Genomic DNA, 15,012 nt, shown 5'->3' on the forward strand with positions numbered 1-15,012 from the left:
GGGGTTAGGCCCACTGTTCACCTGGGTTGACCACCATCGGTGCCACTCCGGCGAGAGCGACGGACAGGTGCCGCCGCTGCCGCGCGTCGTTCGAGGGCGGACCAAGCGGCCGGAATGTCTGCAACGATGGCGATCCGAGACGAGTGCGAAGCGGACGACAGAATTCGACGCCGCGAAGACGATTTCAGTTGACGAGATTTCGGACGCTCCGCGCTCTCATTTCGTCGCTCTCGTTCGCACAGTGCCTGCGCAGCACACGTGCGCCCACTGGGCGCGCGTTCGAAAGCAAATCGCTCTTCGAGCTGTCCCCGTCTGCGAAAGCGTCTCGAGAGGGCGCTGAAGAAGGCGAAATTTCCCATGGTATGCCGGAGGAAACCACGGGGGTTTGTCATGTCATCGTCCAAAGCCATTTCCGTAGAACCGTCTGCCACCGAGCGCACTGCGCTCTCCGCACTTCAAGACCTCTCCAATCGCGATCTCTGGTCCAGCGCGGTCGTGGCCAACGCCGGTCGGCGCAAAGCCACCGCGCACTTGGTCGCCCACCTCGCCGAAATCGACCGGCGCGAGCTCGTGTTCGACGAGGGATACTCGTCCATGTTCGACTTCTGCGTGCGTGGCCTCGGGATGAGCGAGGGCACGGCGTATCGGAGCATCGCCGGGGCGCGGGCAGCGCGCTCGTTTCCGGTCGTGCTCACGCTGCTCGCGAGCGGAGATCTGCACCTTTCCGGGCTTTCGCTCTTGGCTCCGCGGCTCACGCAGGAAAATCACAGTGCGCTCCTGGAAGAAGCCGCCGGCAAGACCAGCGCGGGGATTCGCGTCGTGCTCGCGCGCTGGTTCCCCAAGCCGGACGTTCTGGACCAGGTGAAGCCGCTGCGCACTGGCGGAAAAGGTCCGGCGCCCGGCGTGGAGCCGCTCTCGGAAGGGCGCTTCGAGGTGCATTTCAGCGCTGGCGAGAGCCTGAAAGCGAAGCTCGAGCACGCCCAGAATCTGATGAGCCACGTGAGCCGAGAGCTCGAGGTCGTGGTCGAACGGGCGCTCGACGCGCTGATTCGCGAGCTGGAGAAGAAGCGCTGGGGCAAGACGGACAAGCCGCGCCACTCCCGCGGAACGAAGCCGGGCGAGCCCGGCCGTGCAGCCCGGCGCGAGGTGTACGAGCGCGACGGTGCCCAGTGCTGCTTCGTGTCGGAGTCCGGCGTGCGTTGCACGGCGAAGGCGTATCTCCAGTACGACCACATCGAAGCCACCGGCATCGGTGGTAGCGATGGCGCCTCCAATGGTCGGGTGTACTGCAGGAGCCACAATTTGAATGCGGCCAAGAAGACCTTCGGCCGCGAGTACGTCGAAGAGAAGATTCGCCTTCGTCAGCGAAGGCGTTCAGACACCGAGGACGCTGCGGATGCGGAGGCGCGGGAGAAGCAAGACAAGCTCCTCTTGGCGCTGACGAGCCAAGGCTTCAAGAAGGCCGAAGCCACGAAGGCGACGGAAAAGCTCGCTGCCGAAGCCCGCAGCCTCTCGCTGGAAGAGCTGCTCCGTCGTGCACTGGCATTGCTCGTTCCGCGGTAAGCGCGATGCGCGCGGGCTGATTCCGCGCCGAACGGACGCTGGGCCGCAGCTTGTGAGAGAGGACCGACTCAGGTGAGCACTGGGGTTAGGTCGCGCCGAAAGCGGTTGACATAGCAACTACCCGCGGCGCTTGGATGGCGGAGCGCTGAGCACGGGCGTGGTTCGGGCTGAGCGCGATGAGGGTCGCCCAGGGCGCGTTGCGGTTCGCGCAGAGCGGGGGATCGGGCCGATCATGGGGGTTGGGTCGCGCCGAAAGCGGTTGACATAGCAACTACCCGCGGTGCTCGGAGGGGGGAGCGCTGAGCGTGGGCGTGGTTCGCACAGGGCGCGTTGTGGTTCGGGCTGAGTGCGATGAGGTTCGCACAGGGCGCGTTGTGGTTCGCACAGGGCGCGTTGTGGTTCGGGCTGATCATGGGGGTTGGGTCGCGCCAAAAGCGGTTGACATAGCAACTACCTGGGCTAATCACACCCATCGATGTTCGGCAGCTCGGCTGCCGGCGTTGCGTGCTGCGGGCGTTGCGTGCTGCGGGCATTGCGTGGCTGTGGGCATTGCGTGGCTGCGGGCACTGCGTGGCTGCGGGCACTGCGTGGCTGCGGGCATTGTACGTCGCTGCGGCGCTGCGTCGCTGTGGGCACTGCGTGGCTGTGGGCACTGCGTGGCTGTGGGCACTGCGTGGCTGCGGGCACTGCGTCGCTGCGGGCACTGCGTGGCTGCGGGCATTGTGCGTCGCTGCGGCGCTGCGTCGCTGCGGCACTGCGTGGCTGCGGGCACTGCGTCGCTGCTTCGCGCCAAGTGTACTGGGACGGTGGCCAGGGCAAGTGGACGGTGTCAGCTCCACTGCGGGAGGTGGCGACATTCGACTCCTATCGTTTGGGTTCCGGGTCGTGCGGGGCCTCACTCCTTTCCCGCCGCGCAATCGGACTTTAGAAACGCACTCGGTGGGTGATGCGTTGCCCCGAAGTGGCGAACCGCCTGGCGAAGTCGCCAGTTCGCCAGGGGCGGCTCGCTGGAATTGTCGAGGATCTTGGTCGTGGAGGGTTGGCACGCGGATCGCAACGGCGTCGGGCATGAAACGAATCAAGAAGCCCAATCGCTCCGTCAGTTCGAAACCCCGCGAGCAGCTCGTCGGGATGCCCAAGCGCGTCGTCGGCGCGCCGTCGCCTGTGCGGGATCTCGTCGGGACGCCCAAGCGCGTCGTCGGCGCGCCGTCGCCTGTGCGGGATCTCGTCGGGATGCCCAAGCGCGCTGTCGGCTCGAAACCGCGCGCGCGGGACGTTATCGATTTCCCTGGCACCGGAGACATATTGCGTGCGCGGGACCTGATCGAGATCCACGTGGTGCAGGCGGACACGGCGTGGGTGCACACCCACGGCCTGCAGGACTTCGGCCTGGCAGAGCTGGAGATCCGCGACGTGCCCCGATTTCTAGGCATGCTCGCCGGCCGGCTCTTGAACGACGTGGCCGACTACATGCTGAACCCGGAGCGTCCGGTCCTCGTCAATGATCTCATCGAGATCGACGACATGGGGTTCGTGCAAGTGGTCCCCGCCGTGCCGCAACAGGGACTGATCCCCGGACATTACGACCACGAGCGTTGGACCGTCATCGACGCCCCGCTCTCACTGTGTCGCTGTGAGACCTGCGAGGCGAAGGCGCGCGCCTACGGCTGGAACTGACGCGAGGCGCGCCGTGCGAGCGGGTGGAAGTGACGCGAGGCGCGCCGTGCGAGCGGGTGGAAGTGACGCGAGGCGCGCCGTGCGAGCGGGTGGAAGTGGCGCGAGGGGCGCCGTGCGAGCGGGTGGAAGTGACGCGAGGCGCGCCGTGCGAGCGGGTGGAAGTGACGCGAGGCGCGCCGTGCGAGCGGGGGGAAGTGACGCGAGGCGCGCGGTGCGAGCGGGTGGAAGTGACGCGAGGCGCGCCGTGGGTACGACTGACACTGTGCGAGGGATCGCGCCGTGTGCTGGTACTGGTGCTGGAGGTGCCGCAGTGGCGAAGCGCGGGCCCGCGACGAAACTGCGCGGCGCGGGAGAGACGGAATGGGATGGGGCTCGCGGCGGACCAACATCCCCTCGATCCGTGTGTTGATCTAACCCCTAACCCATGTGTCGATCTCAGGGTGGTGGGGTGCCGCGGGGGACTTCGTCCTCGAACATCCACGATGGGAACGGGCCGAAGCGTCGGATGGCCAGGGCGACGCCGTCGCGGACCTTCTTGGAGCGGTCGTTTCGGAGGACGAGGAGCTTGTCCCAGCTCACCTCGAAGAGCTCGGAGGCGCCCAGCACACCGATCCAGCGCACGTTGGCGCGGGGGTGAGTGAGCGCTTGCTCGAAGAGCGGGCGGGTTCGGAGATCCGGCAGGTGGCGTTGGACGATGAAGGCGAGGGCCCACAGCGCTTCTTCGCGAACCTTGTCGTCGGGCTCGTTGGCGATGGCGTCGACAATGGCGGCCGTCGTGCGCGGATCCGAAAGATAGTGATCGAGGTGGCGCGTGTGTTGGCGGGCTTCGGAGTTGATGCGGCGGGCCGCCGCGATGCGGTCGTTGCGCTTCCCTTTGCGCAATGCTGCGAGCCGCTCGCGCTGCGCGCTGGAGATGGGCGGCTTTGGCATCAACGCGTAGAACGCCTTCTGGGCGCGGACGTCGAGGCCGGTCACGAAGCCGCGGAGCAGTAGGTCCTCGACGGTGGCGCGGTCGCGTGCCGTTGCCTTGACCCGTGCTGATTCTTCGCTGACGTCGGAGAGCGCCCGCAGCACGCGGGCCGTCGCTTCGAGCGCACCGCGGTCTTTGCCGTAGGCGCTGAACATCGAGCTCTCTGGGTCGAAGCGCACTGCACGAAGTGCGGCGGGGTCGCTCGCCCGGAGCTTGCGCTTCACGAGCGCCTCGATGGCGTAGCCGGTTGGCTCGCGCCCCTTCAAGTGATGCTCGACCAGATCGAAGGCCGTGAAGATGATGCTGTGGCGCCCGCCGTCGAGCTTCACGAGCTTGCAGGGCCAGAACGGATCGGAGCGTCGACTCATGGCGACGTCCAGACGAAGAGCGTCTTGTCCTCGCGGACCGCGCAATCGCTCACCGAGCTCGGCTCGAAGTCGGTCTTGCTCGAGATCGGCGTGGGCTTCGAGAACGTCGCGATGCTCGTGCACTTGGCATTGATGAAGGGCCACGCGTGTGCGGGCACTGCCGTGCGTGCGAGCGCAGCACCGTCCGTTCTCGATGCGAGGACGATGTCTGCCAACAAGACGCCCATGGGGCGTCCAGGATAGCCAAACGCAGCTCGGGTGTGACCGCCTAAGGTGGGATGAGGTCGAATGCCAGGGAAAGGGTGCTCGGGAACAGCATCGGAAGAACAGGAACGAGGCTCCGCAGATGTTTAGGGAGGTTCAGGGCCGCAAGCGAGACTGGGACGACGGGGCGGGCGATCCTTTCATAGCTTTGGAGATGTGGAGCGTGCACGTCGCCATTGTCATACGCAAACAAGCCTTGGCGTGCGTACTCTCGCCAATCACTGTAGTCGCCTCGTGCGGCGGCCGGGTCCAGGAATGCGTTGGTGGTGTGTGGCAGGCGGACGACGAACTTCAACAGAGCGTTGAAGCGCGTGCGTGAGCTTCGAACCCGCGCGGGGGAGGGACCGACACCATACGATGTCAACACGGCGACGTTGCCGTGCAAATCCGCGGCGAACCAGTCGAATTCGATGGGCGCGCTTCGGTCACGAATGACCTTCCAGTCTTGCACGGTCCAATCCAGCGAGTCGTCACCCAACGAGGCTGGCTCCACGAGACTGCGCGCAGAGCCTGCGGCTGGACGCAGTCGTTCACTCGGCGGTTTCGTGCGTTTCGAATGGTCGTCGTGCATGGCTAGCCCGCCGCAATGACGGCGTCGGCGAATCTGGTGGCGAGCTCGGTCACGCGATCGATATCTGCGATTCCTGCGAGCAAGGAGTCCGGGATGTTCGAGCGGCCGACGTTCGCTCCCACGATCTGACCGGCGATTGAGGCCGTCGTGTCGGTGTCTCCGCCGACGGAAATCACATGCGTCAGAACGTGTTCGAGGGACTGGCTTTTGAGGTGGGTCGCGGCGTACACCGCGAAGGGAACGGACTCGACGACCCATCCGGAGACGCCGAGCTCGGTAGCGGCCTCCGCGAGGGAGAAGCCTCGCTCGATCAGGGTGTCGCAGCGCTCACGCACGTGTGAGTACTCGGGAAGGTCCTCCGCCGCAGCGCGAAAGCCAGCGGGTGAACGGTTGCCGGCGACGGCGGAGCGAACGGCACCGATCACGAGCAAGCCGCCGACGTAGGCCTCGTCGCTGTGGTGCGTGATGCGGGCAATGTCCCGCAAGGCCATGCGATCCTTCGAGCGGGATGGATCGATGAGGAAGGCCAACGGCGCGACGCGCATCGCGACGCCGTTGCCGGCGGGAAACTCGCCGCGCGCACCCGATAGCGCCCAGTGGGCGCCGGCAGCGAGATCGCGCAGGGCCTTGAGAGTGCTCGAGCCAAGGCCGGTGACCCGTCCTGAAGTGAACCAGTCGAGGAGGTGAGAGGCCACATGCTCGGGGCGGAGCTCGCGGTGCGAGACGTACGCCTCACACGTGGCGAGAGTGAGCTGCGTGTCGTCGGAGATGCGTGACGCCTTGGGGACTGTGAAGTCGAGCGGGGCCGAACGTGCCTCGTATTCGCTGCCCCAGGCATCGCCGATCGCGCCCCCGACGATGCAGCCGACGATGCGATCGTGAATCGATTCGGCCGGGTGAATCGTCAGGGGATCCCTGTGGCTTGGCACGACGAAGCGTACATCTCGTGAGGGCTCGAAGCACGGCGAGGGGGCAGAGGGGCGTCACTTGCCGTTGGACGTACAGGTGGCGTTGCCCCAGCTGAAACTGGTGGGCGTCAGGGTTGCAGTCTTGCAGCCAGTCGCGTCGCAGATCTGACTTGCCGGGCAGTCGATCGTGTACTCGGTCGTCGGTCCGCTGAACTGGATGATGTGGCCCTTGCAGCCCACGGCCGTCTGCTCTTCCACCTGGAAGTCCACCGACTCCCAGCCCGGCGTGGAACACGTGAACCAGGCCCGGCCGCACACGGCGCACGCGGCGCTCGCGGTGCCGTCGGGCGCAGCGCCGTCCGGAGCCATCGCGTCGTCGGTGGAGCTGCAGGCGAGGCCGCAGCCATACGCCAACATGATGGCGGGCAAGGTGGCGGACGGCCAGTGTGCCATTGCGTTTCGAGACTGCATTTTGTGTGCCGACCCGCGCTGCGTCATTGTGTGCCATGGCCGGACGCGCGACGCGGCGGGATGTCCGAAAAGCGGACGTGGAAGGGGGGTCTCGCGAGTGAGCGGGGTGAAATGTCCGCTTTTCGGACATGCGACGGGAATTGACGCAGGGCGACCAGGGGCGGCGCGACGGGGAGAGCGTCGGGGGCGCGAGGGTTTGCCACGGGCAGGGCGTCGGGGGCGCGTGGTTCCGCGGCGGACCGGCAAGCTCTTGGAGGGAGAAGAAGAGGAGGTTGCTGGGAGGGGACGTGGTTCGACGGGGAGCGAGCTAGCTAGAGTGCTGGGTGGCTTGGGCGTCGAGGGTGGCTTGGGGGTTGGGGGTGGCTTGGGCGTCGAGGGTGGCTTGGGGGTTGGGGGTGGATTGGGGGTCGAGGTTGGCTTGGGGATTGGGGGTGGCGTCGGGATTTTCGAGGAGGCGGCGGAGGGTGGTGCTGATCTTTCCGAGATGGGCGCCGTCGACGACGCGGTGGTCGAAGGTGCCGCAGAGCGTGAGCACCGGGCGGACCTGGGGGCGACCGTCGACGGCGATGACCTTTTCGCGCACGGCGCCGAGGGTGAGGAGCGCGGGAGTGCGGCCGGCGGGGATGAGGGGCGCAAAGCCTTGCTCGACGCCCAGCACGCCGACGTTGGTGACGATGACCGTGCCAAAGGGATCGCGTGGCACGCCGATGGGCTCGAGGTTCATGCCGAGATCGAAGCTGAGCGCGGCGGTGGCGCGCATGATCGGGCCCAAGGTGAAGCCGGGGAAGCGCTCGAGCTTGCTCTGCGAGCGCTGGAGCGGAGTGTCTTTGCGCTTCCGGATGTGCGCGACCTGCTCGTCGAGGCCCGTGGCGATCTCGGGGAGGGTCAGGCGATCGACGTTCGAGAGCTTGCTGCCGGACAGGTTCTTGCCGTCACCCACGGCGACGGAGAAAAAGACGTCCACGGAGCGGCGCTGGAGCAGACGGCCGAGGGAGACGATGGCGTTGCACTCGGGATGAGCCGCGAAGGCCGTGGCGGCGGCCTTGCCGACGGCGTGGGTGAGGGTGACCCGGGCGCCGGTGGTCTTGCGAAGCCGCGCGAGATGAGCTTGGAGCGCGGTGACGTCGATGTCCATCCAGCCGTAGATGGTGGGACTGTCGCTGGCGCGCCAGCTGGAGAGGGCGATCTTTCGCCAGGTGGGGAGCGGCTGGAGGGTGGAGAACTGCATCGTGGGGCGAGACGCTACGACGGCGAGCGGTGGATCACTTTCACGGAGCTGCCAACTGGTGATCTCTCCGCGCCGAAGCCTCGTCCGAATGCGCGGGCCGTCGTAAGCTCGGCGCCATGCAGAGGTCGAGCCCCGGGGAGCTGAGCCCTGGCGCCCGCTACGTTGCGGGGCCGACCTTCGCTCACTTCTGCGCGAGCCCCGAGCTGTGGGGCATCGTGCTGTGGGGTCGACCGAGTCATGAAGACGTGGTGGCGCTGCGGCGATCGCTCTTGGAGGAGATCGCAGCGGATACCTTGCCGCACGTTTCCGTGGTGGACGCGAGCCGCATGACCGGCGTGGACATGGCGGCCTTCGAGGAGCTGCGGAGCTACGTGGAGGAAAATGCGGAGGCGCTGGCGCGCGGGGTCACCCGGCTGGCGTTGGTTCGGCCGGACGGGCTGCCCGGAGCCGTGGTGGCGGGCATGTTCGCGGTGATGCCGCAGCCCTATCCGGTGCGCGTGTTCGCGTCGCTCACGCCCGCGCTCGGCTGGCTTTCCGAGCACGAAGAGGAGCTTTCCTGCGAGGGGCTGGCGCGCGTGTTGGACGACGTGGTGGCGGAATGCGCGGACGCCGCGCCCATCGTGACGGCGCTGGCGACGTACTTCGCGTCACACCTGACGAACGCGAACGTCGGGGATGCGGCGCGGGCATTGCACCTCTCTCTGCGCACGCTGCAGCGGCGGCTGAGCGAGGCGGAGACGACGTTTCAGGAGCAGCTGGGCTTGGCGCGCCTGGCCGAGGCGCAGCGCTTGATGCTGGACAGCGAAGAGCCGCTGACCACCATCGCGATGGAAGTTGGCTGCGCTTCGCTGCAGCACTTCAGCGCGCTGTTTCGGCGACACACGGGTGAGTCTCCGAGCGCATGGCGGGAGAGCCACAAGCGAGCGACCTAGAGCGTGGCCGTGGACAGCGCGCTGTGGTGGAAGCCGAGGCGCGGGTCATCGAGCCAACCCAGGTGCTCGGGGAAGAAACGGCGTACCGGCGGGAACGGGATCCGCCGGAGGACGCGAAGCTCCGGGTAGCTGTAGACGATGACCTGGTTCTGTCCGCGGTGCGCCGACAGCAAGTAGCGACCGCAGGGGCTGAGCTGCAGGCCGTAGCTGCCGTCCAGCGTGGAGCCGCGGGCGATGCGCAGGGCCTTGACGAAGGAGTGGGCTTCGCGAAGAACGTTCGCGCGGCTCAGGGCCTCCACCAGGTTGGAGACGCCCGCGCGGATGTGGAGCACGGAGCCGAGGGGGCCGACGCGCTCGTCCACGTAGCGAACTTGGGACAGCGTCTGCAGATCGACCGCGGCGATCACGTTGCTGGCGCAACAGTTGTAGAGCACCGTGTCTTCGGTGACGACCACGTCCGAGGTGAGGGCGCCGGGCAGATCCTTCGGGATGGAGAGGTGGCGCAGGACGGTGGCGCTGGGGCCGTCGATCTCGAACAGGTAGTTCTTGAAGTGAGCGATGGTGTACTCGGAGAACTCCATGTTGCTCTGCGGCGTGCAGCGCTGAGTGGGCGCGTAGAACACGTCTCGTGTGGGGTGCACGCCCAGGTGCCAAACCGTGGCGGGGAGACGGACGACCCGGTGCTCGCGGGTCTGTAGATCGAAGATGCCGACCTGGTTGGCGTAGCCATGCTGGTCGTGATCCATCGCGCCGTAGAACAAGTATCGGCCCGACGGGGAATGCTTGATGGCGTGCGGGAGCGTCACCCCGTGGGCGCCCAAGCGTTCCGGGTGGCTCAGATCGGACATGTGGAACAGATGGAAGTCGGGACCCAGAACAGTGACGAAGCGATCGTCGTCGAGCCACACCACGTGGGTCTGACTGCTGTACGGCACGTCCGGTACGGCCCAGCGCAAGGTGGACTCGCGGCGCACTTCCTTCAGCGTGCGCGGGTCGTAGAAGAACAGGCACTGGGCCAGGTTTCCCAGAAAGCCCAACGTGCCACTGGGGTTGATCTGGGTGGCGTGGGCGCCCGAGAGGCCCGGGTAGAAGCGGACGTCGATCTCGTAATCATCTCGCTCGGGCGCGCAGCGTAGGCGGGCGATGCCTGCCAGTCCTTCGAAGCCGTTGAGGCCGAATCCGTCGAGCGCGATGAACAGATCGAACATGCCCGGGGGATTAGTCGGGCAGGCGGGCCTTCGCTTTCCGGCGCGTGCCAAACGCTGATCTGGGAGCGCCACGACGAATGACGACGGCGAGGAACGCAAGGACGAAGAGGGCGCCAGGAGTTGGGGAGCTCGGGCCGAGGGAGCAGCTGCCGGTCAGGTCGGCCGTGTCGAGGCACGCGCCCCAGACCGAGTCGTCGAGACGCCGGCATTCCTGAGCGGGACCGCATGCCGATTGCTCGGGCAGACAGCGCGCGCGACACGCACGCGGATAACCGGCGCACACGCCGCTCTCGCACTCCGCATTGCTGGCGCAAACTGCGCCCTCCGCCCCGGGGCTCGGCGTTGGCCAAAGACACTGGCCTGCGGTGCAGCGCATGTCGGAGGGGCAGTCCGTCGCGTGTGTGCACGGGGTGGCGCAGTAGGCGTGGGACGGTGCGTCACCTGGCGCGACGCAGCTGCCCGCCGCGCACTGGGAGTCGAGCTTGCAGGGCTCCCCTCCTTGGCGCGTGTGTTCCCGGTACTCGTCCACGAAGCCGCGGATGAAGCTCAGGGCGCTGTCGTCGAGGCGGGCGAGCTTGGCGTAGCTCTCACACGCCGTGTCGCCGCGGGAAACCACCGCGACGAGCTGCCCCTTGGGGCCGAACGCCGGTCCGCCCGAGTCACCGCGGCAGGGTCGGGAGGGATCGGGGACCGTGGTGATGAGCGCAGGCGCGAGGTCGCTGATGGCGACGCGGCCGATCCGCTGGCTGCCGAAGTCGTCCCCGGTGCCGTAGCCCAGCACCCACAGTGGATCTCCGACCTGGAGCTTTTCGGCGGGGCCGACGCTGACCGGCGCGACCTCCGACACTGGCTCGGAGAGCAGCAGCACGGCGATGTCGTGCTCGCCCGTCGCGGGATCGAAATCCGGGTGCGCAGTGCCGAGGCGCACTTCGCGGTAGGCGCCGGACTCGACGAAGGCGAAGAGCTCGGGCTCGACGCAGTGCGCCGCGGTGAGCACGACGTTCGGGGCGACCAGGCTACCGGAGCAGGTGAGCGAGCCTCGAGAGAAGAGCGCCACGCCGTTCTGCACGTGGGCCGCGGCGGAGTCGTAGAGGGGGAGCGCGACGTGATCGTCGCGCTCCCCGGTGGTGTTCGCGCTGCAGGCCGTGAGAAGCAGCAGCAGCGCCAGCGGGCGGGGGTTCAGCATGAGTTGAAGCAAGCGTCGATGAGGTCGCCCGTGGTCTCGCCGCAGACCTCACCGGAGAACTTCGTGAAGCCGTTGTCGCAGGTGCAGTGAGTGCAGACGGTGCCGGCTCCGCCGCCGCTGTGGGTGCCGCCGCCCCCCTTCGAGCAGGTGTAGTCCCCCTCGTCGATGAAGCCTTCGTTGCCGGGGTCGTCCGCTATCGTGCAGGTCTTTTTGGGATCGTACTTTCCAGCCCCACAGTCGACCCAGTCGCCGGCGGGCATGTACCGGTAACAGCCAAAGAGCCCGCACATGCAGTTGCGCGAGCCGTCGGCGTTGAGGCGAGACTCGTCACAGCACATGCGCCCAGAAGACAAGCAGGCGGCGCGATCGGCGGGGTTGACGTAGGAGCAGGTGGGGCCCGTCGTTGGTGCACAAGCGCTGAGATCGACGGTCATCAACTTGGTCATGCTGTACACGCAGTCGACTCCCGCCGAGCTCAGTGCGCCGATGATCATGTCGCGCACCAGGCCTTCGATGGCGCTCTCGGGAGCGCCACTGGCTTGCGCCGAGATTGCCGCACTCGTGATCTCTGCGGCTATCTGGATTGCGTGCAACGGCGCCCCCTCCGGTGTGCAGCTGATTGCGGTGTCCAACACGTCGAGGACGAAGCCCATTACGGCACCAGCACAGCTGCTGCTGTACTCACCAACGCCGACGTCCATGCGTTGTGCGGTGTACAGGTCGCCGCGGATCAAGTCCGGGGCGCCGTCCTTGTAGATGTGTTGCTCTAGACCGTCGGCTTGCTCCGCCCAGTACGCCTCGGCGGTGGGCGTGGTGACGCGGGTGAAGCTCGTCTGCTGGGACTCGCTGGCCTCCCCTTCGTTCCAGATCACGACGAGGGGGGCGCCGGTGGCATCCACGCCCGTGGTGCAGCTGCCCTTCGGGGCGCTGTACACGTTCCAGTGCTCGATGCCGCGTTCGCTTCCGAGCACCGCGTCGTGGACTTCTGCGTCGCCGCTTTGGCACGCTTGAACGCGCTGTTCGAAACGCCGCTGGGCGTTCACTTCGTCGGGCGCGCTCGACCCACAACCAAACAGTGCCACACCGGCCGCGACGAACATCGCCGCGGATGACAAACGTAGAGACATACCTCTCTCCTCTTTGTTGAGATTGAAAGGAGCCGTCAGCTCCGATCGAGATACGTCGCTCCGCAAAATTGCTGCTTGTCTGGAGGTGCCAAGGGGTTGTCGCGACGTGCCAGCGTGGCGTGGCGCGGTGTGCCGTGGGAAGCTGCGCGCGTGTTGGAGCACCGGATTCGGTGGACGCTGCGTCGTCGCGAGTGGCTGCGCACCGAATGGCCCGCCGTCGTTCTTTGGTGTGGTTGGGCCGGCGCCCTGCTGGCGCCCCTCGCGCTTGCGATACAGCGCTCTCTCTGGTGGCTTGCGTTGCTGCCGTTGTGGTGGCTCGTGGGCGGTCGCAAGGCTGCAGGCATCGTGTCGTTTCTCGCTCTCGGTCGTGAACGTTTCGAGCTCACCCTGCGCGAGGATGGGGCAATCTTCGTGTCTTTCAACGGTGGCGAGCCAGTGAACGCGTGGTGGCGCGGGTTCGTGAACCAGGGGAGCACGTTCCTGCTCTGGGGCGCAGATGGCCGCTACCGACTCGTCATTCCCAAGCGGGCGCTGACGGCCGCGGACTACGCCGCGATCGAGGAGCGTGTGGGTGTGGACTTGCGCACCTTGCTCTTCGCCCAAGAGGCGCGGCTCTGACGTCGACTAGTGCTGCGCTTCCAAGACGTACGCCAGCTGCTCGCCGATCTCCGTCGTGCGCGCCTCGGTGGGACAGGCGTCGAGGGCCCTGCGCGCTGCGCTCTGAGCTTCGGAGCGCTGTCCCTGCTTCCAAAGGGCGTGGGCCGCCACCGCGTGCAACAAGCACTGCACATGACCGCCGCCCTTCGAAACGGGAAGCGCCTCCGCGAGCGCTTCGGCCGGGTCGCCGTAGATCAAGCATTGGTTGGCGAGCATGTAGCGGCACGCGCCCACCTCGAGCCGATCGGGTCCGATGCTTCGGGCTTCTGCCAGAGCCTGTCGGTACGCCGCGGTGCCGTCGGCGGGTCGACCCAGCTCGTTGAGCACGCCGGCAAGCATTGCGAACAGATGCCACAGCTCGTGGGCTTCGTCGGATTGCGCGATGGCCTGGCGCAGGAGCACTTCTGCTTCCGCGAAGCGTTCTGCTTCGATGTGCGCCCAGGCGGAATCCTCGAGGTTCGATGTCACGGGGCTACTCTTGGTCAAGAGTCCGTTGGAGAAGCTGCGCGAGCAACGCGCTGTCGCGGGCCAGTGGCACCATGAGCTCGGCGAGCTGCCGGAGCGCGTTCTTGTCAGCGGAGCGCGCCACGAACGTGTCGTTCTCGCAGTCGAGCCCGATCCGTCGCGCGACGGCTTCCTCCAGGTGTTCTTCGAGTAGATAGCTGGCCACGGCTTCCCATCCGTACCCACCCGCGCGGTGATTCGCCTTCTGGAAGACCTGGTGCAGGTCGAGCGAGTCCGCGGACCTCAGGTACAAGGTCCACTGACCACCGTCGACTTCGGGCTCCAGCAAGCGAAAGGGCTTCAAGTCCGTGGGCTTCTTGCAGCGAGAGATGGCGAGCTCGAGCAACAGCGGATCGACGTCCCACCACGTTCGGAGCTGCTCCAAGGGAAGTGCGAGCTCGGGCGTGCCGAGGTCGCGCGCCGCTTCGACCTCGAGGGAGCCGACCGTGTGGCTGCTGAGCGCTCCGATGAGCGCATCGACGGCACGCGAGTCGTGACGGGTGACGAGGCCGGCGATGGCTTCCGCGCGCGTGTCGGGATCGGGATCCTCGACGCGGGCGAGGAGCGCGTCGCGGATCTCCGGGGTGTCGGTGTCGATCTGCGAGCCGAGGCCAAAGGTCGCCCAATCGCGAACCTCGGATGCGTCGTCGTCGGACAGAGCGATCAACGTGTCGATTGCCAGCGTCGATTCCAGGCCGAGCAGCGCGAACGCGACCGCGCCGCGGACGTTGGGGTCTGGGTGTCCCGCAAGTGATGCAACGGCCGAGGCGTCCGCGTCCAGATGTCCAAAGGCGAGCACGGCCGCTTGCACGACAGCCGCTTCCGGATCCGAGAGCAGCTGGGTGAGCAACGGCAGCGTCGCGTCGCGGAACGGAAATCCGTCCGCGTAGCCGAGTTGCCCGAGCACGTCTGCCGACAGGCGGCGGTCTTCATGGCGCGGGCTGGACGATAGAGCCACGCAATCGTCGAACACCGTCTTCGTCGGTCGCTCGTGAAGCTCGGCGACGGCATCTGCGTACGCCCCGGCGTCTTCCGCTCGCAGGAGATCACGGGCTCGATTGACTAGGGGATCCATGGCTCGCTTCTGGAGGAGGTAGCATCGACGCGGCGGGATGTCCGAAAAGCGGACGTGGAAGGGGGGGGCTCCCGAGTGAGCGGGGTGAAATGTCCGCTTTTCGGACATGCGACGGGAATTGACGCAGGGCGACCAGGGGCGGCGCGACGGGGAGAGCGTCGGGGCGCGAGGAGCTGTGACGGGCAGGGCGTCGGGGGCGCGAGGAGCTGTGACGGGCAGGGCGTCGGGGCGCGAGGTTCCGCGGCGGACCGACATGGAAATGAACAGCGGGGGGGCGCTCCGGAAATGAGCGGCCGTGGCCAT

General features: G+C 67.0%; 15 protein-coding genes. 4 read left to right on the top strand and 11 right to left on the bottom strand.

Annotation, left to right across the window (positions count from 1 at the left end; translation table 11 throughout):
- Window positions 1-390 precede the first annotated feature (390 nt).
- Both H6717_37775 and H6717_37780 read left to right on the top strand, forming a co-directional pair.
- Window positions 391-1,563, top strand: coding sequence for a hypothetical protein (locus H6717_37775; GenBank protein ID MCB9582850.1), 1,173 nt, complete (start codon window positions 391-393; stop codon window positions 1,561-1,563).
- A 1,068-nt stretch (window positions 1,564-2,631) separates the two neighbouring features.
- On the top strand, window positions 2,632-3,240 hold the full coding sequence (locus H6717_37780) for a hypothetical protein (GenBank protein ID MCB9582851.1): 609 nt from the start codon (window positions 2,632-2,634) through the stop codon (window positions 3,238-3,240).
- A gap of 435 nt (window positions 3,241-3,675) precedes the next feature.
- Here H6717_37780 and H6717_37785 read toward each other — a convergent pair whose 3' ends face one another.
- From H6717_37785 to H6717_37810, 6 genes are all read right to left on the bottom strand, one after another.
- Entirely contained in the window at window positions 3,676-4,578 is a 903-nt protein-coding gene (locus H6717_37785; GenBank protein ID MCB9582852.1) for a hypothetical protein, read from the bottom strand.
- Window positions 4,575-4,805, bottom strand: a complete 231-nt coding sequence (locus H6717_37790) for a hypothetical protein (protein ID MCB9582853.1) — start codon at window positions 4,803-4,805, stop codon at window positions 4,575-4,577. Before H6717_37790 ends, H6717_37785 begins: the two co-directional genes overlap by 4 nt.
- 41 nt (window positions 4,806-4,846) lie before the next feature.
- Window positions 4,847-5,293, bottom strand: coding sequence for a hypothetical protein (locus H6717_37795; protein ID MCB9582854.1), 447 nt, complete (start codon window positions 5,291-5,293; stop codon window positions 4,847-4,849).
- 122 nt (window positions 5,294-5,415) lie between these two features.
- On the bottom strand, window positions 5,416-6,342 hold the full coding sequence (locus H6717_37800; GenBank protein MCB9582855.1) for an ADP-ribosylglycohydrolase family protein: 927 nt from the start codon (window positions 6,340-6,342) through the stop codon (window positions 5,416-5,418).
- A 54-nt stretch (window positions 6,343-6,396) separates the two neighbouring features.
- Window positions 6,397-6,774, bottom strand: coding sequence for a hypothetical protein (locus H6717_37805; protein MCB9582856.1), 378 nt, complete (start codon window positions 6,772-6,774; stop codon window positions 6,397-6,399).
- 325 nt (window positions 6,775-7,099) lie between these two features.
- Window positions 7,100-8,020: a 2-oxo acid dehydrogenase subunit E2 gene (locus H6717_37810; protein ID MCB9582857.1), complete on the bottom strand. Its 921-nt coding sequence runs from the start codon at window positions 8,018-8,020 to the stop codon at window positions 7,100-7,102.
- 116 nt (window positions 8,021-8,136) lie between these two features.
- Between H6717_37810 and H6717_37815 the strand changes: the two genes are divergently transcribed.
- Window positions 8,137-8,952, top strand: coding sequence for a helix-turn-helix transcriptional regulator (locus tag H6717_37815; protein ID MCB9582858.1), 816 nt, complete (start codon window positions 8,137-8,139; stop codon window positions 8,950-8,952).
- Here H6717_37815 and H6717_37820 read toward each other — a convergent pair.
- The 3 genes from H6717_37820 to H6717_37830 are packed head-to-tail and all read right to left on the bottom strand — an operon-like array spanning window position 8,949 to window position 12,473.
- Window positions 8,949-10,160: a hypothetical protein gene (locus H6717_37820; protein ID MCB9582859.1), complete on the bottom strand. Its 1,212-nt coding sequence runs from the start codon at window positions 10,158-10,160 to the stop codon at window positions 8,949-8,951. The genes H6717_37815 and H6717_37820 overlap by 4 nt on opposite strands.
- A 10-nt stretch (window positions 10,161-10,170) precedes the next feature.
- Window positions 10,171-11,346, bottom strand: a complete 1,176-nt coding sequence (locus H6717_37825; GenBank protein MCB9582860.1) for a S1 family peptidase — start codon at window positions 11,344-11,346, stop codon at window positions 10,171-10,173.
- Entirely contained in the window at window positions 11,340-12,473 is a 1,134-nt protein-coding gene (locus H6717_37830; protein MCB9582861.1) for a hypothetical protein, read from the bottom strand. The genes H6717_37825 and H6717_37830 overlap by 7 nt, the downstream gene beginning before the upstream one ends.
- 150 nt (window positions 12,474-12,623) lie before the next feature.
- Here H6717_37830 and H6717_37835 point away from each other — a divergent pair, with 150 nt between their 5' ends.
- Entirely contained in the window at window positions 12,624-13,091 is a 468-nt protein-coding gene (locus H6717_37835; GenBank protein ID MCB9582862.1) for a hypothetical protein, read from the top strand.
- A 6-nt stretch (window positions 13,092-13,097) separates the two neighbouring features.
- On the opposite strand, the gene H6717_37840 is transcribed toward H6717_37835, so the two are convergent.
- Window positions 13,098-13,598, bottom strand: a complete 501-nt coding sequence (locus H6717_37840; protein MCB9582863.1) for a hypothetical protein — start codon at window positions 13,596-13,598, stop codon at window positions 13,098-13,100.
- 4 nt (window positions 13,599-13,602) lie between these two features.
- The gene (locus H6717_37845) at window positions 13,603-14,709 is read right to left on the bottom strand and encodes a HEAT repeat domain-containing protein (GenBank protein MCB9582864.1); all 1,107 of its coding nucleotides are present in this window, start codon (window positions 14,707-14,709) and stop codon (window positions 13,603-13,605) included.
- Window positions 14,710-15,012: the final 303 nt, after the last annotated feature.

The sequence above is a fragment of the Polyangiaceae bacterium genome, assembly GCA_020633235.1.
GTDB lineage: Bacteria > Myxococcota_A > Polyangia > Polyangiales > Polyangiaceae > JACKEA01.